This window comes from Sphingobium sp. TomMM7A, from assembly GCF_055397305.1.
This window is the reverse complement of the sequence record NZ_AP027312.1, coordinates 129,205-151,218: the sequence shown is the minus strand read 5'-3', so window position 1 is coordinate 151,218 and position 22,014 is coordinate 129,205. Positions and strand designations below refer to the sequence as shown.

The window sequence follows — 22,014 nt, the reverse complement described above, 5'->3', positions numbered from 1 at the left end:
TCTCATTCCCCCAAAGTGCGACGGGAGCGGCCATATGGCCTGTCGTCCCTGTCGCTGCGACCGTCCGGGTGAAAGCGCTCTGCCCGCCGCCCGTCGGCTTATCAAGTCCCTAGCGTGCCGCCGTATCGATCAACAGATCAAGCTGCGCCTGGCATCCATGCGCGATCAGCGCCGATGCCGTGCTGTCGATCCCGCCAGCGGACGCTCCCAGTAGGGCGAAGCGAATGTCGGTGGAACGCCCATCGGCATCCACCCGATAGGTTGCGCCATCCTTGACCGGGAGCGCTGCGGGCCATGCCGCCATCGCCTCCCCAGCGGCGAAGCTGGCCGTACCCTGCGCGCCACCGCCGCTGATGCGAACGGTTGCCGACTTTTTGGCATCGGCCCGCCACAGACGCACGGCGGCGGGATCGGACACGCATAGCGGCCCCGGCTGCGCAACATCGACCAACCACAGATTGGGCCGCTTCGCCACCGCTGACGCATCCCCCAAAGTCCCTCGGACGGCCCCGGTGCGTGCCCGGCGAACCCTTTTCGTATCAAGCAGCGCCGCCATGGTCACATTGGAAGCAGGCACTGTTGCCGCCGCCGTCACGTTGAAACGGCCCGGTCCACGCAGCGTTCGCGTGCCCTTCGCATCGAGCAACGTCACAACGTCCCCCGCCTTGAGCAGCAGTGCGCCGCCATCCGCGAGCTTCTTGCCCGGCGCATAGCTGCCCGCCGAGGGTCCCGAAGACCGCACCACCAGGCTGTCGGCCCATGCAGGCGTCCCAGCGCCCAGGGCCACCGCCATCCCGAGCGCCACCGCCCCCTTAGCCCAGACCATAAGTTCCTCCGTCCCCAATATATTCATAGCGATACACCAGATTGGCGAGAGCCGCATCATCCGGATGCTCCTGCGCCACTGCCTTGAGATCGGCCAGCCCTGTCGCCCGCTTCTCCGCATCTTCGGTGTCGAAGGCGGCAAGCGCGGCGCTCAGTCGAGCGCGATCGGCGGTCACGAAATCCGGCGCTGGTTCAAACAGGTCGACGGGCGTCGACCGCCCGCGAAGGCGGACCCGGCCCATCGGCCGCCACCAGTCGAGGCCCGACCGCTCCATCGCCTCTCGCGAAACCAGCACTGACGTTTCCAGCGCTTTATTCGCCGCTTCCAGCCGCGCGGCCGTGTTCATGCTGTCGCCCAGAGCCGTATATTGAATGCGCCCTTCGCCGCCGAAATTCCCGACGATCGCGTCGCCATGGTGCAACCCCACCCGCGTTCGACCGATCGGCGGGACGCCGGGCGGCAGATCTTGCCGGAACGCCTCCCCCGCCTGCCACATGGCATAGGCGGCCAGCGCGGCGTTGCGCCCGTCATCCTCTCGCGCGATCGGCGCGCCCCAGAATGCGACGACCGCATCGCCGACGAATTTGTCGATGGTCCCGCCATGCGCCAGGACGACGTCGCTTAACATGTCGAGGTAACGGTTCAGCAATTGCGCGACCATTTCCGGCGCGATCGCGTGGCTCAGTTTGGTGAAGCCCTCCAGATCGGTGAAGAGGGTGAAGATGGGCCGCTTTTCGCCGTGCAGCGCCAGCTTTTCTGGCTCGGCCAATATCTGCGCGGCGATGTCGCGGGGAAGATATTTTCCCAGCGCCGCCTGCGCAAAGCGGCGCTGCTGCGAATTCACCGCCCTTGCTGCGGCGCTGACGGCCGCAAAGGTGACGACCCAGCCCAGCGCCCACCCGGCGGCGGGCAGCCCCTTGGTGTCCCAGCCGCTCGCCTGCAACCAAAGCGGCAAGCCCGCTATGGCCACGGCTTGAAGTCCAAGTGCGGGCACCAGCCAGAACCAACGCAAATCCGCGAGGCTGGTCAGCGCTGCGGCCAGTATGATCAGCGCCGCCGCGATCCACAATGCCCAGCCGGGGACCGCAGGCAACAGAGCGCGATCAAGCAACTGCGCCAGCATGGCCGCATGGACTTCCAGCCCGATCATCGTGGACTTCGCCTGCCGTCCGGACAGCGGTGTTTCGAACTGATCGATATCGACGATGTCGCCGCCGATCAGCACATGCCGACCGCGCACCATCGGCGCGAGAGCAGCGGCCATGGAGGGATCGGCGAGCAAGTCGATCTGAAGGCTCGGAATCACGGGTTCTTCCGATCCGTCCGCCTGGGCGTTCGGCATGCGAAAACGGATAGCGCCGCCATAATGCGCAAAGGGTGCCGACGGGTGCATCGCCAGCGACAGCAGCGGTGGCTGGCCCGGCACTGGCTTTGGCCAGCTGCGCGCGACATTGTCGGAATCCGTTTCCAACCGGATGCTCGCGGGCCTGACCCTGGAGGTCCGCGCCTCAGCGATGAACCGGTCCAGATATTGCTGCTGTTCGAAGATGATCTGTTCGCGGTTATCGCCGAAATTGGCATAGCCGAGCCAGACCGGCGTGCGCATCGCATGCAGCGCCGACAATAGCTGCGCGTCTTCATCCTGCGGTTGATCGAACAATATATCGATGCCGATGGAGGTTGCGCCCATCGCGTCCAGATTGCGCAGCGCCCGCGCCAAAAGACCGCGGTCCAGTGGCGAGCGTTTGCGTGTGGCGATCAATGTCTGGTCGTCATAGACGACCATCAGGATGCGCTTGTCCTGCTCGACACGGGGCGCGAAAGTGGCCGCGCGCCAATCATACAGGCCACGCTCCGCGTCGGCGGTCGGCATCTCCCGCTCTGAACCGGCGGCGCCCAATGGCTTGGTCCAGTTCCACCCCGCGACGAACAACGCCAGCAGCAATAACAGCGCCGTCCCGGCAAGCCGCCATCGCCCCGCGTCCTGCATGACGCGCGCGCCCCGGCGCAACAGGCCCCGCGCCGCCATCGGAATCAGCGCCGGGCGATCAACGGACGGGCGCCATCGCCTATGACGGCAAAGCCGGACCAGTAGAAGGGATGCGAAGTGTCCGCGTCGTCCATCAGCTGAATCTGGGCCAGACGCAGCGCCTCAGCCACTGGTTGGTCGGGGGCCGCCGCGAACAGCCCGGCCATCAGCCTTTCGGTCGCGCGATATTCTTCGGGCGCAGGCCAATGGCTCGCGATGATGGAACGGCCACCCGCACCGATGAAGGCGCGCACCAATCCGTCGAGCGCTCCGCCGCTGCCCGACAGGCCCGCCGCGCGGGTCGTTTCGGCCCCCGCTGCCCCTGCCGTGTCGCAGGCCGACAATATGACAAGGTCCGCATCCAGCCGCAGATCGAAGATTTCGCCAAATTGCAGCAGGCCGTCAGACCCGGCCTTGGGCGCAAAGCTGGTCAGCAAGGCTGGACGGGCCGGGCATCCCGCGCGCGGCGGCGTGACAAGGCCGTGGGTGGCGAAATGCAGGATACGGAAATGGTTGAGGTCATTGCGCGCCTTGACGGCCTCATCTGTGAAGGCCGCGCCGGTGACGAGTTCGCTGCCCGATGTTCCAACCGCCTGCGCCGCCTGACGCAACTCGTCCGCCGGAATGGGGTGACTCCATTGGGCAGGCGACCAGCTGCAATCGTCAGCCTGACCGGGCAGCGCGCCACGCGTCAGCGCGGCCAGCCTTGGCCCGGCGATCGGCGCATTGTCGCCAAAGCCGATATAGCTTTGCGGTGCGCCCGATGGCGGCGTCAGCCGGGCGTCGCGAAAAGCGCGGGCCGACAAGGCGGTGCTCACCGCATGATCGCGGCCGAGCCAATCGACGCCGCGAAAGTCGAACTCGTCCCCGCCCTTCTCCAGCCGCGCGGCATAGGTATCGACGCCCGGCTGGCTGGCAACCAGCAGGTTGACCGGCAGTTGCAGCATCGCGCCGTCCGGCTCGAAAATCAGATGGCGCGCGGCCTTCAGCCGCTCATCGATCGGGCCGAACAGGTCGAGATAGAGGCTGCGCGCCACCGGCAGGTCGAGCGCATAGGTGGATTGCACACCCGCGACATCGGTCGAAATCGTATCGCGCAACGCCGCGACCTTGCGCGCCAACTCGTGAGCGCTGATTGGCAGGCGGAAGCCCGTTGCCCCTTGCCCGTCTATCCACATGGCGTAGAGGGAATCGCCAAGCTGCGCGAGCTTGTAATAGCCCTCCCCTGCTTTCAACGTTTCGCGCATTTCGCCAAGGGTCAGCGCTTGCGGGCTGACGGCGCGATATTGGGGATAGGCGGCCAGTGCTGTCAGCGTCGCGGCCTGATCGGTCGCCAGCGCGTCAATCTCTGCCTGTCGCCGCGCAATCTCATCCTGGGTCGCGCTGTCGCCCTTGCCCGCTTCACGTAATTGGGCGAGGGCGATGCGACCGCGCTCTATATCGCGCGAGAGAGATGTCGACTGGCGGAACAGGCGCGCGGCCTCTCCGTCGCCCGCCGACAATTCGCGGCTCAGCAATTCCAGCGTCTCGGCCGCACCGGGACGCACCAGCAATTGCGACGCTTCGAACAGGTCCGCCGCAAGTTCGGGGCGCCGGGGCATTTCGGACGTGAGCAGCGTGAAATAGGGCTGCAACTGGTTCGCCATCGCCGTCAGCGTGCCACGATTGGCCACGGTGGACGTCATGATCGCGCGATAGGTCTTCAACGCCTCATCCGTCCGCCCGCGCCGCACGAGGAAGGCGCCCAGCCGGGCACGCGCGCCGTTGAGGGCCATCGTTTCGGGATATTGCGCGGCGATCAGGCTGACGGCCTGATTGAGCCGCGCCTCGGCACCGCCATAATCCTGCTCCGCTTCGTGCGTCAGCGCGATCTCGCCCAGCAGTTGCGCGCGCAGCCGGGTGATCGAGGTCACACGGCCATCGCGCACCCGCTGCACGTCGTTGAGCGCCCGGGTGAGCACGGTGCGCGCCTCCCGAGGCTTGCCCGACAGGCGCAAGATGGTGCCGCGCAATTGCTGTGCTTGCGCATCGAGTATGGCCGCCCGCTCACGCGGCGTAAGCGCCGTATCCTGTCGTACACCCAGTGCCCGCGTTTCAGGCGCGCCACTGCTCAATTCCGCCGCTACGTCGCTCGGCAGGGTCACTGCGCCATCCGTGCCAGCGGCAAGCGCCGCCCCGCCTTCCACCGGCTGATCGAGCAAGGCGAGCGCGCCTTGAAGATCGCGCTGATTAAGGTGATGCACCGCTTCGAAATTACGGCGCAGGCGGAGCTGGACAGCGTCGGCCGTCGGCACGGCGCGAGCCTGAGCAAAAGCCGCATCGGCCTGATCGAACAGGCCAAGGTTGGACAATTGCAAACCGTGGTTCACGAGATATTCATGTTGTCGGTTGGCCCGTTCGGCGGGGCTTAAGGCTTGCGTATCGGGATTACGGGCAAGGCGATCGGTCAGGCTGTCGAAAAATTCCGCAGCCTCCGCATAGTTGCCGGAAGCGTTGCGACGATAGCCCTCCGCCATCACGGTCTGCGGATCGAGGGTCGCTGCCTGCATCCGGGCAAAGGCCGCCGCATTGCTGCCACCGGTCGTGACGATGTCGATCTTGCCCGGCACGGTGCGGCCCAACGTGACGGTGCGCAGGCCAAGGTCCAGGACCGTGTCATAGGGCGCGAAGCCCTGCGTCACATAAAGCGTCTTGCCCCGTTCGACGGACAGGATGCGGTAAGCGCCCGCTTCGCTGGAGCAATTGCGGACTGTTACCGCACCAATATCGGGCAAGGTCATGCCGCCCGGCGCGCCGCAGTTCACGGAAGATCGTCGCGATGCCGACAGTCTTTCAAGCAGCGCCGCCTCACTATCGGCCTCGCTCCGCCGGAACGCGTAGATGCGCCCTACCGGACGCGCGGCATCGCGGCAAACGACAGCCCAGGCGCGATCGAACATGGTGCGGCTTGCCGGGTCGCCGTTGACGCTCTGCGCCTGACAGAGCGCTCCGCCGCCACTGCCGATGCGAAAGCTGTCCTGCAACAGCGGCCGGTCAAGCTCCGACTGCGCGACCAGCGCAGATGACAGGCCCAAAGCGCCCAGCCCGGCCAAGATCCGACAGAAATTTCCTATAGCGCCCAAGGCTATCCCCCCAGCCTCGCCGGATCTGTCCGTGCAAGCCCCCTGTGGCGCGATCCGGCGCGCTCTTCATAGCGCCGCCCCAGCTTGCCGCAAGGTAAAAGAGGGCTGTCGCGCCGATCCGATGCGGCGTTTAATCCAGCATTTCGTGGGAGGTGAGGCTTCGGGTTGCTCATCCTCCCGTGCGAGAAACTGATGCGGACGAAACTGGTGCGTAAGGACGACGGTCGTCCGGACTGTTAAGTTTGTCTTGATTGCGACGTGGGTCTGCTCTCGCCATCCGATAAAAGAAATCTAGATTTAACCTATTGCATTGCATATATACATTCAAAGAATGTAATTTGATGTTTTATACATCATTCGAGGGCCAATGATCACTTCTCAGCAAATGCGGGCCGCGAGAGCGTTGCTCGGAATCGATCAGCGCCAACTCGCCGCTTTGGCGAGCGTGTCGCTGCCGACCATTCAGCGCATGGAAGCTTCCGATGGGCAGGTGCGAAGCGTCGTTGATACATTGGTGAAGGTGATCAGCGCGCTCGAAGCGGCAGGGATCGAGATTATCGGCGAGAATGCCCAGAGTAATGGCGCGGGACGTGGTGTCCGCCTGAGGGAGACAGCGTCCGGCCAGCAACCCCGGCGCGTGCCCTCCGTGCTATTCGATCAGACGGCCCAAGACGATGGATCGTAACGCGCGGCTTCTCGCCTTCACGCCCAAGCTGATCACGGTCCTGCGCGAGGGCTATTCGGCCGATCGCTTGCGGCGCGATTGCATTGCCGGGCTCACGGTCGCGATTGTCGCCCTGCCCCTTGCCATGGCGCTGGCGATCGCGAGTGGAGCGTCTCCTGACAAGGGACTCATCACAGCCGTTATAGCCGGTTTCCTGATTTCGGCGCTCGGCGGCTCACGGGTTCAGGTCGGTGGGCCGACAGGCGCCTTTGTCGTCGTCGTTTTCGGGGTCATCGCACAGCATGGCTATGACGGACTGCTCCTGGCGACGCTGATGGCGGGGCTGATGCTGATCATTGCTGGATATTCAGGCCTGGGCAGTCTCGTCCGCTTCATTCCCCAACCCGTCGTCATCGGCTTCACCGCAGGCATCGCCGTCATTATCGCGTCGAGCCAGGTGAAGGATTTTCTCGGCCTGCGGATAGACGGCGGTGTCCCTGCCGATTTCATCCCTAAATGGCAGGCCTATTTCTCTGCGCTGGGCAGCGTCCAGATACTGAGCTTGGCGATCGGCGCCGGGTCGCTGGCGCTGATCATCGCCCTGCGCAAATGGGCGCCACGGGCGCCGGGCTTTCTGATCGCGGTCATATTGGCAGCAGCGTTGGCGGCGCTGCTTCAGTTGCCGGTGGAAACGATCGGATCGCGCTTTCCAAACCTGCCCACCGGAATTCCTGTACCCGCTTTGCCAGATTTCTCTCTTGCCAAGCTTCAAGCAGTCGTCCCCTCTGCCTTCACGATCGCGTTTCTGGCGGGAATCGAGGCACTTCTGTCTGCGGTCGTGGCCGATGGCATGATCGGATCAAGGCATCGATCCAATCAGGAGCTTGTCGGCCAGGGTGTCGCCAACATCGCATCCGCATTATTCGGTGGCCTGCCAGCGACGGGTGCGATCGCCCGCACAGCGACCAACATCAAGGCGGGCGCCATCACGCCCATCGCGGGCATGATGCACGCGCTGTTCCTGTTGCTGTTCATCCTGTTCGCCTCGGATCTCATGGCCTTCGTACCGCTGGCAGCGCTCGCCGCCATCCTGTTCATGGTCGCCTGGGGCATGAGCGAACATCATCGCTTCATCCAGCTACTGCGAATGCCCAATGGCGACCGGGGCCTGTTGCTGCTGACCTTCGGCCTCACTGTTCTGGTCGATCTCACCGTGGCGATCGGCGTAGGGGTGACACTGGCTTCGCTGCTGTTCATGATGCGCATGAGTCGCACGGTGGAGATTGCGAACGACAGCGGCAATGGAACGCCGCCACCCGAAGAAAGGGAGGACATCCACCAGCGTGATGCCCTTCCGCCGGGTGTCGAGGTGTTCCGTGTCGATGGCCCGGTCTTCTTTGGCGTCGCGAATGAATTGCTCGATACGCTGCGGCGGGTCGGCCCCACGCCGAAGGTCATCATCCTTCGGCTGCGGCAGGTGCCCCTGCTTGATGCGAGCGGCGTGACGGCGATCGAGGAAATCGTCCGGCAAGCAGCCTCCGCCGGGACGCAGATCATCGTTTCAGGCGTTCAGGCACAACCCATGGCGATGCTCAAGCGGGTATCGCTGGGACCGGCGGATCGGCGCGTCATCTTCAGCGATGATTTTCCCGACGCCCTCCGCCTCGCAAGGGCAATCATTCTCGCACCAACTTCCGCAGCCCAGCGGCTCAACTAACCACCAGATCCGGGGATTTGAAATGACCGATACGAACGACGAGTATGTATATGACGAAGCGTCGGGCGAGTGGATCTCCGCGGCGGAGGCTGCTGCCAAGGACCAGCTCGCAGACCGGGTTGAAGTGCATGATTCCGCCGGTAACCTTCTGGCGGACGGCGACAGCGTCATCACGATCAAGGATCTGAAGGTGAAGGGCGCCGGGCAGACGCTGCGCAAAGGCACCGTGATCAAGTCGATCAGGCTGACCGGCGACCCACAGGAAATCGATTGCCGTTATGAGGGCATCAAAGGCCTGGTCCTTCGCGCCGAGTTTGTGCGCAAGCATTGATCCGCGGCGGGGTCCAAAAAAGCTGACATGGAGATGGACCGTGCGTCAATCCGCGCGCGCGGCGCGACCTGCGCTCCATCCCATGCGCCCCTTGAGCAGTTCGCACAGAAGGAGAACGCAGGCGGGCATGAGGATCAGGAGGGCTAAATCCGTCAGCTTCAACGGAGCAAAGTCCAGAACCCGGCGCAGAGGTTCCAGCATGAATATCAGCGCGCAAGCCAGCAGGACGAGCAGCGCGACATAGCGCAGCGAAACATTGTGCCGCCAGACGGCGCTCGTCAGGGATGTACTGAAGGACCGATTGACCAGCACCAACGCCATGATGGACGTCACCAGCCCGAAGAAGAGGAGCGCTCGTACGCGGCCAGGGTCATAGCCCCACACGGTTGCGCAGACGTGGAGAGCGAGGAGCAGCGCGAAGGCAATCCCGCCATAAGCGATGCTCGGCAGGACCAGACGTCCGGAAAAGAGGCGTTCGTCCGGATTTCGCGGTGGTCTGCGCATGATACGGTTTTCTTCCCGTTCGGCTTCGAAGACGAGCGCGCAAACCGGATCGATGATCATTTCAAGAAGGGCTATCTGGATTGGCCCCAGCACCAGCGGAAGGTCCAGCAGAAGTGGCGAAACAGCAAGCCCTGCGATCGGCACATGCACGGCGAAGATGAACCCGATGGCTTTGCGGATATTGTCATAGATGCGGCGGCCGAGCCGAATGGCGACGACGATGGCACCGAAATCATCCTCAACCAGGACGATGGCCGCAGCCTCCCGTGCTACATCCGTGCCACGCTTGCCCATGGCGATGCCGATATGGGCGGCCTTGAGCGCCGGTGCGTCGTTGACGCCGTCACCGGTCATAGCGACCACTTCACCCGCCGCTTTGAGCGCCAAGACAATGCGCAACTTCTGTTCCGGCATGGTGCGCGCGAAAATAGCCACGTCCTTCACCCGTGCGCAAAGCTCCGCGTCGGACATTGCCGCGACGTCGCCGCCGGTCATGAGCGCGCCTGCGCCGATCCCCGCCTGTAGCGCAATAGCCTGCGCGGTGGCGGGGTAGTCGCCGGTGATCATGACCACCCGGATCCCGGCCGTGTGGCATTGGGCCACGGCTTCCGGAACCCCCGCCCGCAGCGGATCGGACAAGCCGATCAGCCCGAGAAGACTGAACGCGTGCGCTTCATGCCCTATCCCGACATTGGGCTCCGCTATATTGGCAGAAGCCACACCCAGAACGCGCATCCCGCGAGCCGCCATGACCTGAACCGCCTGCTCAAGGGCCAAAAAAGCTTTGTCGTCCAGCCGGCAAAGACGCGCTATCGCTTCCGGCGCGCCCTTCGCGGCGACCAGCAATGGCTCCCCGGCGTTCGCAGGCCGCCAGACATTGGACATCGCCAGGAGGTCTGGCTGAAGACCATTGGTGTGGACCAGGAGCCAGTCTTCGCGGGCGGGAACCCGGACATCCCGAGCAGCGGTGTGGAATGCCACCTCCATCGGATCGACCGGCACGGGAGCGCTCGCCAGGGCGGCCGCGCTGATCAGGTCATGGAATTGCGCTTGCGGTAATCCCTCGCCAAGGACCGCCGCCTCACCTGACGGCAGCCACAATTCAGTGACCGTCATCCGGTTCTGGGTCAGTGTCCCGGTCTTGTCCGTGCACAGGACCGTGGCCGCGCCCAGAGCCTCTATGGCGGAAGCCCGTCGGGTGAGCACGCCGACCTGTGCAATGCGCCACGCGCCCATGGCGAGGAATATGGTGAGGACCACCGGAAACTCTTCAGGCAGCAACGACATCGCCGTCGCGATCCCAGCCAGCAGCGCGGCCATCCAGTCGCCCCTCAGCCATCCGTACAGCAGGACCACCAGCAGCGCGACGGCGACTCCGCCGACCGCGCACAGGCTGACCATTCGGGTGGTTTCCTTGTGAAGATGCGGAGCCTCTGTCTCCAATGTTTCGAGGAACCGTCCGATCTGGCCAATGCGGCTGTGCGTGCCGGTAGCCGTCACCCGTGCGATGCCCCCGCCGTGCGTCACGATGGCTCCCGAAAAGAGATGAGGGGTATCATCACCCCCCGGCTCCGCCCGTTCAGCATCCCCGGCGAGCCCAGGCCGCTTGCGAACCGGCACAGCCTCGCCAGTCAGCAGCGACTCGTCTGCTTCAAGCTCCCGTGCCTCGACCACCAGTGCGTCCGCTGCGATCCGGTCCCCCGCTTCCAACACCAGGATGTCGCCATTTACGACCTCACGACCGGGGATGCGCAGGGTTTCGCCGTCACGTACAACCAGGGCGCGCGGTGCCGAAAGGTCTCGCAATGCCTCAAGCGTGCGTTCGGTGCGCGCTTCCTGCACGATCGTGATGATGATCGACAAGCCAGCAAAGCCGAGCAGGATCAGCGCCTCAGTGCGGTCGCCGAGCAGAAGATAGACAACGCCCGCCGCCAGCAGCATGGCAAACATCGGCTCCCGCAGCACCTCCATCCCGATGCGCAGGGGCGTCCGTCGGTTGGGCCGGGGCAGCTCGTTGGGGCCATCCTCCGCCAGCTGCTCGCGCGCCTGTGACGCGGAGAGGCCGACAAGATCAAGCTGTCCCCCCGAAGACCATTTAAGGCTATCTGGAATCGGGGCCGACACTCAGCAGCGTCCGCACATCATGCAGCCGAGGATTTCTGCCTGGCCTCCGCTACGGCAACTATTTTCAGGGTAGCAACGAAGCTGTCAGGGTTGAGGGAGATGCTATCGATGCCCTCGCGCACAAGGAACTCGGCGAATTCGGGATAGTTGCTCGGCGCCTGCCCGCATATTCCTACCTTTACGCCAGCCTTTCGCGCGCGAGCAATGAGGTCTGCGATCATCTGCATTACCGCCGGATCGCGCTCATCGAACAGCGGGGCGAGCAGATCGGAATCACGATCGACGCCAAGGACGAGTTGCGTCAGATCATTGGAGCCGATCGAAAAGCCGTCGAAGCGGGCGGCAAACTGTTCAGCGAGGACAACATTCGCAGGGATTTCCGCCATCATGTAGAGCTGCAACCCCCGCTCGCCTCGCATCAGCCCATGCCGCGACATTTCGGTGATGACCTTGTCCGCTTCGGCCAGCGTCCGGCAGAAGGGGATCATGACAATGACATTCTCAAAGCCGATCGTTTCCCGCACGAAGCGGATGGCGCGGCATTCCAGCGCGAAGCCGTCGCGATAGCGTTCATGATAATAGCGCGACGCACCCCGGAAACCGAGCATAGGATTTTCTTCATGCGGCTCGAACGCGCCGCCGCCCAGCAGATGGGCATATTCATTGGTTTTGAAGTCGGATAGGCGCACGATCACCGGATGCGGATGATGCGCGGCGGCGATTTTCCCAATGCCCCGCCCCAATGTCTCGATGAAATAATCGCGGGGATTGGCGTAGCTGCGGGTCAGGTTTTCAATCTCGCGGCGCTCGGCGATGTCCGTCACCTGATCGGGGTGGGCAAGCGCCATCGGATGCACACGGATGAGATTGCTGATGATGAATTCCATCCGGGCCAGGCCTACGCCATGAGATGGGAGCCGCCACCAGCGGAAGGCTTTGGCGGGACTGGCGACGTTCAGCATCAACTGCGTCTGCGTCGCAGGCAGGCTGGCCGTATCCACTTCTTCGCCTGTGAAGGGCAACCGGCCGGGATAGACCTGACCCCGGTCGCCTTCGGCGCAGGAGAGCGTTATTTCCTGGCCCGCCGCGATGCGGCTCGTCGCGTCGCCGGTTCCCACGACCGCAGGGACGCCCAGTTCGCGGCTGACAATGGCCGCATGGCTGGTCGGGCCACCGTGATCCGTGACGATGCCCGCCGCGCGCCGCATGACGGGCACCCAATCAGGATCGGTGTTGTCGGTGACGAGGATGGCTCCATCGACAAAGCTCGCTATGTCATCGGTGCTGCGAATGATGCAGGCCGAACCAGCAGCGATCGCGTCGCCGACAGCTGCGCCCGTGGCGAGCGGCGCGGGCGCCTTGGCCGTCAGCCGCCAGGTTTTGAGCGCGGTGGCGGATCGCGCGCCATGCACGGTTTCCGGTCGCGCCTGCACGATGAAGAGCTTGCCGCTCTCTCCATCCTTGGCCCATTCCATGTCCATCGCGCAGCCATAATGCTGCTCGATCAGCACGGCCCAACGCGCCAATTCCAGTATCTCCTCGTCTTCCAGAACATGATGCTCGCGCTCGTGACGGCTGCAGTCGACCAGTTCGGTACGCGCGCTGCCGCCCGTCGCGTAGACCAGCTTCTGCGCCTTGGCCCCGATCCGCTTCTCCACGATCGGCTTCAGTCGCCCGTCCGAAAGGAAAGGCTTGAAGATCAGATAGCTGTCGGGATCGACGCGGCCCTGCACCACGGTCTCGCCCAACCCCCAAGCCGCGCTGATGACGGCGACGCGCGGAAATCCGGTCTCCGTATCGATCGAGAACATGACGCCCGACCCCGCCAGATCGGATCGCACCATGATCTGGATGCCGATTGAAAGCGCGATCCGCAGATGGTCGAAACCCTTGGCCTCGCGGTAGGCGATCGCCCGGTCGGTGAAGAGCGAGGCGAAACAACGGCGGCATGCGTCGAGCAAGGCGCGCTCGCCAACGACGTTGAGAAAACTCTCCTGTTGCCCAGCAAAACTGGCGTCCGGCAGGTCCTCTGCGGTCGCGCTGGATCGCACCGCGACAGCGACTTCATGCTTGCAGGCATTGCGCGATAAATCGCGATAAGCGGAGATAATGGGTTCGGCGATTTGCGGCGGCAGTTCCGCATCCAGAAACAGGCGGCGGGCTGCCTCACCCGCTTCATAAAGCGGCATCGTCCCGTTCCGATACTGCGCCACGATGGCAGCGAGTCGATCCCCAATGCGGTTATGGTCGATGAACGCCCAATAGGCCCACGCCGTTGTTGCAAAGCCCGGCGGAACCTGCACGCCTGCCTTGCCGAGTATGGCGACCATCTCGCCAAGAGAGGCGTTCTTGCCACCCACGCGCCCGACATCGGCGCGTCCGAGCGCATCGAACCAGACGATCACATCATCCTTGACGGGCGGGGGCGCAGCTAGCGTTTCGGTGGTCATGGGGCGGGAGTTTGCAGAGGCCATGCCATCAGGAACATTGGGAATGATACGGATGACAGGCATGGGGGCCGCCTCATCCGTATAACTACGGACTGCGCCTCTCCTTCTTTGGCCTATTGAGTTATGATCGGGAAAAAGATGAGCGGGAGAGGTTCGCGTGAGTTCAGCGTTGACTCTGACATTCCACGGCGCGGCGGGCACGGTCACGGGTTCTTGTATGGAATTACGGCTGGGCGACCGAGCCATCCTTGTCGACTGCGGGCTGTTCCAGGGATCGCGCACGCTTGAGACCTTGAACCACGGCGCCTTCAGCTTCGACCCCGCCAAGATCGACGCGGTCGTGCTGACCCATGCCCATATCGATCATTGCGGTCTTTTGCCCAAAATGGCCGCGCAGGGTTATAAGAGGCCAATCTGGTGCACGCCCGCGACCTCTGACCTGCTGGAATATATGCTGGCGGATGCTGGCAGGATCCAGGAAAGCGAGGCGGACCGCCGTAACCGACGCCGCGACCGCGCGGGCGAGAGCCTCTTCGTGCCCCTCTACACCGAAGAGGATGCGCTGGATGCGTGGCGGCTCAGCCATCCGGTGCCGCTGGGCGACTGGTTCGATCCGGCGCCCGGATTTCGCGCGCGCTTCTGGAATGCCGGGCATATATTGGGCGCGGCGTCCGTGGAAATCGAGGCGGCGGGCGTGCGCCTGCTGATGTCGGGAGACCTGGGGCCGGTCAACAAAGCCTTCCATCCCGACCCGCAAGCGCCGACCGGCGTCGATCATGTGGTCTGCGAAGCGACCTATGGCGATCGCGCGCGGGATAAATTCACGATCGAGCAGCGCCGCAGTCAACTTGAGGCCGAGATCAAGGATGCCTTGAGCCGCGGCGGCAACCTCGTGATCCCCAGCTTTGCGCTCGAGCGAACGCAGGAAATGCTCCTCGACCTTGCCAAGCTGGCCGATGCCAACCGGATTCCTAACGTCCCGATCTTCGTGGACTCGCCGCTCGCCAGCCGGGCGACCAAGGTGTTCGCGGCTCATGCCTCGGAGTTGGAGGATACGGGCGGCGAAGATATTTTCCGTCATCCCTCGATCCATTATGTCGAGGATGTCGCGGAATCCGTTCGGCTCAACACCATGTCGGGTGCGATCATCATGGCGGCATCGGGCATGTGCGAGGCAGGCCGCATCCGCCATCATCTGAAGCATAATCTCTTCCGGCGGGAATCGACTGTCCTGTTCGTGGGCTTTCAGGCGAAGGGCACGCTTGGCCGGGTCCTTCTCGACGGCGCGCAGCGTGTGCGTATCTCCGGCGAGGATGTTAATGTGCGCGCGCGCATTCGGCGGATCGACAGCTATTCCGCCCATGCCGACCGCGACGAACTGCACAGCTGGATCAGTGGGCGCCGACCGATAACCGGCAGCCTTTTCCTCGATCATGGCGAACCCGAAGCGGTGGCAGCGTTGCGGACCCTCGTTCAGGCAGACGATCCCGCCACAAATATCGTCGCGCCGCAGATCGGCGAGGTCTATGCGCTTGAGCCGGGAACGCAGGCGAAGCGCATCCAGACAGGTCGCGTGGACATGGAACAGCTTAGCGGGCCGGATTGGCAGAATGACTATGCCGACTTTATCACCCATCTCAAACAGCATCTCGGCCGCATTAAGAACGAGCGGGCACGCCGCGAGGCCCTCGCCCAAATGCGGCGCATACTTGATGAATATGAGGAGGCGAGACATCGCCATTCGTGAAGATGGAGGTTCCGATGCCCCGAGCTGCTCCTTCTCCGATCCGGCATGCAGTGGTGCTCGCGCACCCTGATCCCCACAGCTTCAACGCCGCCATCGCCCATGCCTATTGCCAGGCTGTGGAGGCTGCGGGGCAACAGTCTATCCTGCGCGACCTCTACGCCATGAATTTCGACCCGGTGCTGAAGCATGGCGAACGGCCTGATCGCAAGGGCTACCACCTGTCTCCCGACGTAACGGCGGAACTGGATATATTGCGCGGCGCCAATGTGGTCGTCTTCGTCTTTCCGATCTGGTTCGGCATGCCGCCAGCCATGCTTGTCGGTTATATCGATCGCGTTCTGGGCGCGGGAACGACTGTGCGTCAGGTTCAGAACAAGTCGGGTGAAGGACTGCTCGGCAGAGGTCATCTCTGCGCTATCACGACCTCTGGTGCTTCGGAGGACTGGCTCGACGCCCAGGGTCAGACAGAGGCGCTTCGCGCGCTTTCGGGCACCTACCTCTTTCGCGCCTTTGCGATGCAATCATCCGAGGCGCTGCATATTGGGGACGTGGTGGAAAGCGCGGACGCCGCCTTTTTCGAGGGCCAACTCCAGCGGGTCCGCGATCGCGCCGCCAGCATCTGTGCGCGCGTGGCCGAGGAACTCTTTGGAACGCCCCTGCCCCCACGCACGAGCGACGGAAGCTGACATTCCCGATGGGCGAACGGCAACGACATGAGGTGGGCAGGCCATGCTGACGATCAAGCGTCTGGCAATCGACACCTATCCGGAAAACACCGCCTTTCTTCTGCGCCAAAGCAACGGCTATTCCGCGGAGCAGTTTCAGGCGCTGCGCAAGATACGGGTCAGCGGGGACAGTGCCGAAATCCTCGCGACGCTGGCGCTCGTGGATGAGCCGACACTGCTGAAGCCGGGAGAGATTGGCCTGGGCGAGCAGGCGTTCAGGCGGCTCGGCCTGCCCGAAGGTTCGCCCGTAGCGATCGCGCAGGCAATGCCCCCGGCCAGCCTGGAATTTGTCCGTCGCAAGATCGACGGCGACACCCTGCAGGATGACGAGATTTCAGCCATCATCCGGGACATCGCCGCGCATCGCTATTCCCCTATGGAAATCGGCGCCTTTCTGGTCGCCTGCGCCAGCTTCATGAGCACGCAGGAAACGCTGGCGGTCACCTGCGCGATGGCGGATGTCGGCAACCGTTTCGATTGGAAAGCCCCGCTCGTGGTGGACAAGCACTGCATCGGCGGCATTCCCGGCAACCGCACATCGATGATCGTCGTGCCGATCGTAGCGGCTCACGGCCTCATCATGCCCAAAACCTCGTCACGCGCGATCACCTCCCCATCCGGCACGGCCGACACGATGGAAGTGCTCGCCAATGTCGACATGTGCGAAGCGGACATGCGGGCTATCGTCGCCCGGGAAAAGGCGGTGCTGGCGTGGGGTGGCCGGGTGAACCTGTCGCCAGCGGACGATGTGCTGATCTCTGTCGAGCGGCCCTTGCGGATCGACACGTTCGACCAGATGGTCGCGTCCATCCTGTCCAAGAAACTGGCGGCGGGTTCCACGCATCTGGTGCTCGACATACCCGTCGGCCCAACCGCGAAGGTCCGCACGCAGGATGATGCAGTCAGGCTGCGCAAACTGTTCGAACATGTCGCCGACAAGATCGGTCTCGTGATCGATATCGTGACCACGGACGGATCACAGCCTGTCGGGCGCGGAGTCGGCCCGGTGCTTGAGGCACGCGATGTCATGGCCGTGCTGCGCAACGACGGCGATGCTCCGCCGGACCTTCGCGAGCATGCCCTGTTTCTGGCCGGACGAGTGCTCGATTTCGATCCCGCGCTGCGAGGTGGCAGAGGCTATGCACGGGCGATGGAACTGCTCGCCTCGGGCGAAGCACTTGCGGCGATGGAACGGCTGATCGAGGCACAGGGGCGACAGACGGCCAAACATGCGCCGGGCGAGCATGTTCACGAGATTCAGGCCCCCCATGACGGACGGGTGCAGGCGATTGATTGCCATCGCATAGCGCGCATCGCCCGGCTTGCCGGTGCACCGATGGACAAGGGCGCGGGCATCGACCTGCTGCACAAGGTGGGCAGCGATGTCCGCAAGGGGCAAGCGCTTTACCGTATCCATGCCCAGTCGCGAACCGGTCTCGGCTTCGCGCGCGATCTGGCGATGGAAGATTCCGGATATGAGGTCGCTCGATGAGCGCGGTCCTTTTCGCCTTCGACGATGGCATGGCACCGGCCCGCAGGCTGGGGTCACTGTTGGACACACCGACGATCGCCGTCGAGGTTCACCGATTTCCCGACCAGGAATGCCTGATCCGTGTACCGACGCCCGCTCGAACCGCCATCTTCTATCGCTCATTCGACGATCCCGACCACAAGATCATCGAACTGCTGCTGGCGGCCTCGGCGGCGCGCGATCAGGGCGCGGAACGCGTCATCCTTGTCGCGCCTTACCTTGCCTATATGCGGCAGGACAAAGCCTTCCGCGCCGGAGAAGCCGTCAGCCAGAAAGTCATCGGCGGCCTGATAGCGGACCATTTCGACGGACTGGTGACGGTCGATCCTCATCTCCATCGCATAGCCGCCCTGAGCGAGGTCATTCCCGGCATCCCTGCGATCAGCCTATCCGCCGCGCCCCTTCTCGCTACCCTGATCGACGCGCGGGACGATCCCGTCATCATCGGGCCGGACAGTGAATCCCGTCAGTGGACCAAGGCTGTCGCAGCACCGCTGGGCCTAAGCACGCTGGTGGCGACAAAGCAAAGGCTGGGCGACAGGCAGGTCAGGCTTGCGATCCCCGACATCGAAACGGTTCGTGGCCGCCGCGCCATATTGGTGGACGACATGATTGCCAGCGGGCGGACGTTAATCGAGGCGGCGCGGCTTCTGCACGACACAGGCGCGACATCGGTTGAAGCCATCGTGACGCATTGCCTGGCGAGTGCCGAGGATCTTGCGATCATGAAGGCAGAGGGCATCGCACCTATCTTCAGCAGCGACAGTATCGATGGACCTACGAACAAGGCCCATCTCGCGCCCCTGATCGGCGCCGCGCTGCGCGACAACGGGCTGGTCTAGATCATCTTTCTACGAGGAAGCGCAGAATGTCAGCGCGGCTGAGCAGACCGACCAGCTTGCCGTTCGATGTGACTGGCAGACGCTTCACTGCCCGCCCTTCCATGATGGCAATCGCTTCCTCCAGCGATTCACCTCCATCAACGGTGATCGGCTGCGTCGACATGATCTCGGCAACCGTCATGGAGGCCAGCGAGCGTGCCCGATCCTCCGCCTCGGCGCTAACCAGGGCATCGAGCCGGAAAGGCCCAAGGTCTTGCCGGAAAAAATCTCCCTCCGTGACGATGCCCACCAGACGTTCCTCCTCGTCAAGGACCGGGAGAGCGCTGATCCGGTGATCGGACATGCACTTGATGGCAGCCGCCAAGGAACTTGTAGCCGTGGTCGTGGCCGCTCCCAAAGTCATGATGTCGCTGGCCTTCATGGCAGTCATCCTTCTTCCTTATGGCAGGGACTACGCTTGGGCGTCGGCCCGGCATGTTTCCTGTGATGGCGCAATGGACGGCACGAGGGCCAACAAGCGCTCGACATCCTCGCGATGGCAGAGGTCAGTGCCGGGCGTCAGGACCGCCGCTCCACCTGCGGCAATTCCGTAACGGAATGCCTCGACGGGATCACGCTCACAGCCGAGTGCGAAAACCATTGCCGCCAGGAAACTGTCGCCAGCCCCCACCGCGCTCCTGGTTTCCACAGGGACGGCAGGCAATCGCCAGGTCCCTGAGCGACTAGCCAGTATCGCGCCATCGCGACCCATCGTCACGGCGACATATTCCGCCTTGCCGCCATCCACGATCTCCTGCGCGGCGGCGCAGATTTCGCTTTCCTCCATCAACGCTCGGCCAACCAGTTGCCGCAACTCACCGATGCTCGGTTTGACAAGATAGAGGCCCCCGCCGCTGACCGCCTCTTGCAGCGCCTTGCCTGAAGTGTCGAGGATGAGGCGCATGCCGTGGCGTTGCGCCAGCTGACACACTCGACTGTAGAAATCGTCCGGCACGCCGGGAGGCAGCGATCCGCTGGCGACAAGGAAGTCAGCCTGCGGACCATCGAGATGATGCAGGGCGGCTTGCCATTCCTCGGCCGTCAGCTCTGGCCCCTGTGGCACGACACGATATTCCTTACCCGTCTCCCGCTCATAGATGGATGTGCTGATGCGAGTGTCGCCTGCAATGGGTATGCGGAACCGGACCAGCCCATGCTGATCCAGCAGCCCGTCGAGCGTAGGTCCGGTTGCTCCACCGGACAGATAATAAGCGCGCGCCGTGCCGCCCAGCCGCGCAATCACCCGAGCCACGTTGATGCCACCCCCGCCCGGATCATAATGTTCCTGGCGCGCCCGCATCTTGCGGGTGTGAAAGACCCGATCCGCCTCATAGGCGACATCGATGGCCGGATTCATCGTGAGCGTGACGATCCTCTTCATGCCCGTGAGGCTATGCGCCCCTCCCGACGGCTGGAATAAGTATATGTCCCGATGGGCGACGCATCCGGGACGTGGGAAATAGGCTTCTCCATCTTGTCAGTTGAAGGAGCATCGCAATGCGAACACTTCCGCTATTGGCCGCTGTGCTGGTCATCAGCGCGTGCAAACCGGCGAACGAGACGGAAGCGCCCGCGCCCCAGACGAATGGTTCGACGATGAACTATGTCGAAGAGATCGCGGCATTGCCCAAAGAGGCCCGGGATGCGGCGTTTTTCCGTGCCATCCGGGATGCTGGCCTGCCTTGCCAGCAAGTAATCGACAGCGGCCCGATGCCCGGAACCACCGCGCCGTCCGCCGCCTGGAGGGCGCAATGCGAGGATAAGGCTTATCATCTTATCCAGATCCAGCCCGACGGATCGGCCGTGGTCGCCAGCCGGACCAGTCCTTGAGGCCGGATCATGCGCTCCAGGCCCACCGGAGAGTAACCATGACGCAACGGGACAGACCCGCGACACGTCTATGGCTGATATTGGCCATAGTCGCAGCCGCGTTGATCCTTACCTTCCTGGCCGCCCAATTGATCAGCGGAGAATGGCTATGGATCATCCTGAACGGGCTATTGCAGCACGAACTGGGCTGAATTTGGCCCAATCACGCTGATTGGGTATTTCGTTGCCGACGCGCATCAGCCAACAGCTTGACCACTTCGGCATCGCTCGTCTGATCGAATACCACATAGTGCGCCCCGACCGCATAGAAGGGATGGGGTTCGTAAAGGCAGATGATGTCGTCGCATTCCTCCCGCAGACCTGCGATCACCGCCGCAGGCGCTACCGGCACCGCCAGAATGAGCCGCGCGGGATGCGCCTTGCTCATGCCCTTCAGCGCCGCCTTGATCGTGCCTCCGGTCGCTATGCCGTCATCCACCACGATCACGGTACGGCCTACTACCGGAATGGGTTCATTATTCCCCAGATAGACGCGCCGACGCCGATCGATTTCAGCCAACTGCTTGCGCATCTCGGTACGGATGTAGTCCGGCGTGGGGGCCAGCTGCCGCACGATTTCCTCATTGAGGACAAGTTGCGGTTCTGCCCCATCGACCACCGCGCCGATGCCCAATTCCTCGTAGCCCGGCGCGCCGAGCTTGCGCACGAAGAGAAGATCCAAATCCGCATCAAGCGCTCTTGCCACCTCGAAGGCGACTGGCACGCCTCCTCGCGGCAAGGCAAGCACCAACGGATGGCTCGGCGCAAAACGTGCCAGCGCCTTGGCCAAATGGACGCCTGCATCACGACGATCGTGAAACAGCATGGATTGGGGTTTCATCGGGTCTCCCCCTTCAGGTGAGAGTTGAACCAACGTCTGGCGAGGCTGATGACCTGATCGAGCGTTCCGGGTTCCTCGAACAAATGGCTCGCTCCGGGCACGATGACCAGTTCCGCGGGCGCCGTCATGAGCGCCTTTGCGTCATGATTCAGGCTCAGCACATCACGGTCCAGACTGCCGACGATCAGGAGCGTCGCGGCACGAACCCGGCCCAGAGCTTCAGCCCCCGCGAGGTCCGGCCTGCCGCCGCGAGACACAAGGGCAGCCGCCCTGTCATCCGGCATCGAAGCAGCAATGATCGCGGCCGCTGCGCCTGTACTCGCCCCGAAATAGCCCAACGGCAGCGTGGCGAGCGGCGCCATGCCGTCGGCCCAGTCAGCAGCCTCCCTCAACCGGCGCGCAAGCAACTGCACATCGAAGACATTGCGTCGGTCCAGCTCTTCCTGCGGCGTCAACAGGTCGACCAGCAAAGTCGCGAGCTGTGATCGATGCAAACCAGCGGCGACATATTGGTTGCGCGGGCTATGCCGCCCGCTGCCGCTGCCATGAGCGAATATCACCAACCCCGTCGCGCCATCCGGCATGTCGAGGAAGGCCCGCAGCCCATGCCTGCCGATTGTCACATCCTGCCGGTTCACCAATATCTGCGTCAT

The 22,014-nt window shown here is 63.5% G+C and carries 18 protein-coding genes; 9 read left to right on the top strand and 9 right to left on the bottom strand.

All coding sequences use genetic code 11. From position 1 onward, the window contains the following. Positions 1-109 precede the first annotated feature (109 nt). Genes ACZ5ZH_RS13530 through ACZ5ZH_RS13520 form a run of 3 tightly spaced genes read right to left on the bottom strand, consistent with a single transcriptional unit; the run spans position 110 to position 5,947 of the window. A complete protein-coding gene (locus ACZ5ZH_RS13530; protein WP_464773239.1) occupies positions 110-826 on the bottom strand; it encodes a hypothetical protein in 717 nt (238 codons plus the stop codon). After that, positions 813-2,855, bottom strand: coding sequence for a CHASE2 domain-containing protein (locus ACZ5ZH_RS13525; RefSeq protein ID WP_464773238.1), 2,043 nt, complete (start codon positions 2,853-2,855; stop codon positions 813-815). Before ACZ5ZH_RS13525 ends, ACZ5ZH_RS13530 begins: the two co-directional genes overlap by 14 nt. A gap of 5 nt (positions 2,856-2,860) precedes the next feature. Further along, positions 2,861-5,947, bottom strand: coding sequence for a CHAT domain-containing protein (locus tag ACZ5ZH_RS13520; RefSeq protein WP_464775246.1), 3,087 nt, complete (start codon positions 5,945-5,947; stop codon positions 2,861-2,863). Positions 5,948-6,344: 397 nt separating this feature from the next. Here ACZ5ZH_RS13520 and ACZ5ZH_RS13515 point away from each other — a divergent pair, with 397 nt between their 5' ends. The 3 genes from ACZ5ZH_RS13515 to ACZ5ZH_RS13505 are packed head-to-tail and all read left to right on the top strand — an operon-like array spanning position 6,345 to position 8,689. Continuing rightward, on the top strand, positions 6,345-6,662 hold the full coding sequence (locus tag ACZ5ZH_RS13515) for a helix-turn-helix domain-containing protein (protein ID WP_464773237.1): 318 nt from the start codon (positions 6,345-6,347) through the stop codon (positions 6,660-6,662). Continuing rightward, entirely contained in the window at positions 6,652-8,358 is a 1,707-nt protein-coding gene (locus tag ACZ5ZH_RS13510) for a SulP family inorganic anion transporter (RefSeq protein ID WP_464773236.1), read from the top strand. Before ACZ5ZH_RS13515 ends, ACZ5ZH_RS13510 begins: the two co-directional genes overlap by 11 nt. A gap of 22 nt (positions 8,359-8,380) precedes the next feature. Then, positions 8,381-8,689: an alkylphosphonate utilization protein gene (locus tag ACZ5ZH_RS13505; protein ID WP_449469547.1), complete on the top strand. Its 309-nt coding sequence runs from the start codon at positions 8,381-8,383 to the stop codon at positions 8,687-8,689. A gap of 45 nt (positions 8,690-8,734) precedes the next feature. On the opposite strand, the gene ACZ5ZH_RS13500 is transcribed toward ACZ5ZH_RS13505, so the two are convergent. Both ACZ5ZH_RS13500 and ppsA read right to left on the bottom strand, forming a co-directional pair. Continuing rightward, positions 8,735-11,317, bottom strand: a complete 2,583-nt coding sequence (locus ACZ5ZH_RS13500; protein WP_464773235.1) for a cation-translocating P-type ATPase — start codon at positions 11,315-11,317, stop codon at positions 8,735-8,737. A 17-nt stretch (positions 11,318-11,334) separates the two neighbouring features. Beyond that, entirely contained in the window at positions 11,335-13,767 is a 2,433-nt protein-coding gene (ppsA, locus tag ACZ5ZH_RS13495; RefSeq protein ID WP_464773281.1) for a phosphoenolpyruvate synthase, read from the bottom strand. Between the two features lie 157 nt (positions 13,768-13,924). Here ppsA and ACZ5ZH_RS13490 point away from each other — a divergent pair, with 157 nt between their 5' ends. The 4 genes from ACZ5ZH_RS13490 to ACZ5ZH_RS13475 are packed head-to-tail and all read left to right on the top strand — an operon-like array spanning position 13,925 to position 18,612. Further along, the gene (locus ACZ5ZH_RS13490; RefSeq protein WP_464773234.1) at positions 13,925-15,514 is read left to right on the top strand and encodes an MBL fold metallo-hydrolase; all 1,590 of its coding nucleotides are present in this window, start codon (positions 13,925-13,927) and stop codon (positions 15,512-15,514) included. A 14-nt stretch (positions 15,515-15,528) separates the two neighbouring features. Continuing rightward, positions 15,529-16,200, top strand: coding sequence for an NAD(P)H-dependent oxidoreductase (locus ACZ5ZH_RS13485; protein ID WP_464775245.1), 672 nt, complete (start codon positions 15,529-15,531; stop codon positions 16,198-16,200). A 43-nt stretch (positions 16,201-16,243) separates the two neighbouring features. Then, entirely contained in the window at positions 16,244-17,731 is a 1,488-nt protein-coding gene (locus tag ACZ5ZH_RS13480) for a thymidine phosphorylase family protein (protein WP_464773233.1), read from the top strand. Next, positions 17,728-18,612, top strand: coding sequence for a ribose-phosphate diphosphokinase (locus tag ACZ5ZH_RS13475; protein ID WP_464773232.1), 885 nt, complete (start codon positions 17,728-17,730; stop codon positions 18,610-18,612). The genes ACZ5ZH_RS13480 and ACZ5ZH_RS13475 overlap by 4 nt, the downstream gene beginning before the upstream one ends. A gap of 1 nt (position 18,613) precedes the next feature. Here ACZ5ZH_RS13475 and ACZ5ZH_RS13470 read toward each other — a convergent pair whose 3' ends face one another. Further along, positions 18,614-19,042 carry a CBS domain-containing protein gene (locus ACZ5ZH_RS13470; protein WP_464773231.1) on the bottom strand — a complete coding sequence of 143 codons (429 nt, stop codon included), beginning with the start codon at positions 19,040-19,042 and terminating at the stop codon, positions 18,614-18,616. A gap of 21 nt (positions 19,043-19,063) precedes the next feature. Beyond that, positions 19,064-20,032 (bottom strand): 1-phosphofructokinase family hexose kinase, encoded by a 969-nt coding sequence (locus tag ACZ5ZH_RS13465; RefSeq protein ID WP_464773230.1) that lies wholly within the window; start codon positions 20,030-20,032, stop codon positions 19,064-19,066. 116 nt (positions 20,033-20,148) lie between these two features. Between ACZ5ZH_RS13465 and ACZ5ZH_RS13460 the strand changes: the two genes are divergently transcribed. Next, positions 20,149-20,481, top strand: a complete 333-nt coding sequence (locus tag ACZ5ZH_RS13460) for a hypothetical protein (RefSeq protein ID WP_460988581.1) — start codon at positions 20,149-20,151, stop codon at positions 20,479-20,481. Between the two features lie 38 nt (positions 20,482-20,519). After that, positions 20,520-20,672 carry a hypothetical protein gene (locus ACZ5ZH_RS13455; protein WP_460988580.1) on the top strand — a complete coding sequence of 51 codons (153 nt, stop codon included), beginning with the start codon at positions 20,520-20,522 and terminating at the stop codon, positions 20,670-20,672. Positions 20,673-20,683: 11 nt separating this feature from the next. On the opposite strand, the gene ACZ5ZH_RS13450 is transcribed toward ACZ5ZH_RS13455, so the two are convergent. Together ACZ5ZH_RS13450 and ACZ5ZH_RS13445 are read right to left on the bottom strand one after the other, a co-directional pair. Beyond that, positions 20,684-21,361 carry a phosphoribosyltransferase gene (locus tag ACZ5ZH_RS13450; RefSeq protein ID WP_464773229.1) on the bottom strand — a complete coding sequence of 226 codons (678 nt, stop codon included), beginning with the start codon at positions 21,359-21,361 and terminating at the stop codon, positions 20,684-20,686. Next, positions 21,358-22,014: a dienelactone hydrolase family protein gene (locus ACZ5ZH_RS13445; protein ID WP_464775244.1), complete on the bottom strand. Its 657-nt coding sequence runs from the start codon at positions 22,012-22,014 to the stop codon at positions 21,358-21,360. The genes ACZ5ZH_RS13450 and ACZ5ZH_RS13445 overlap by 4 nt, the downstream gene beginning before the upstream one ends.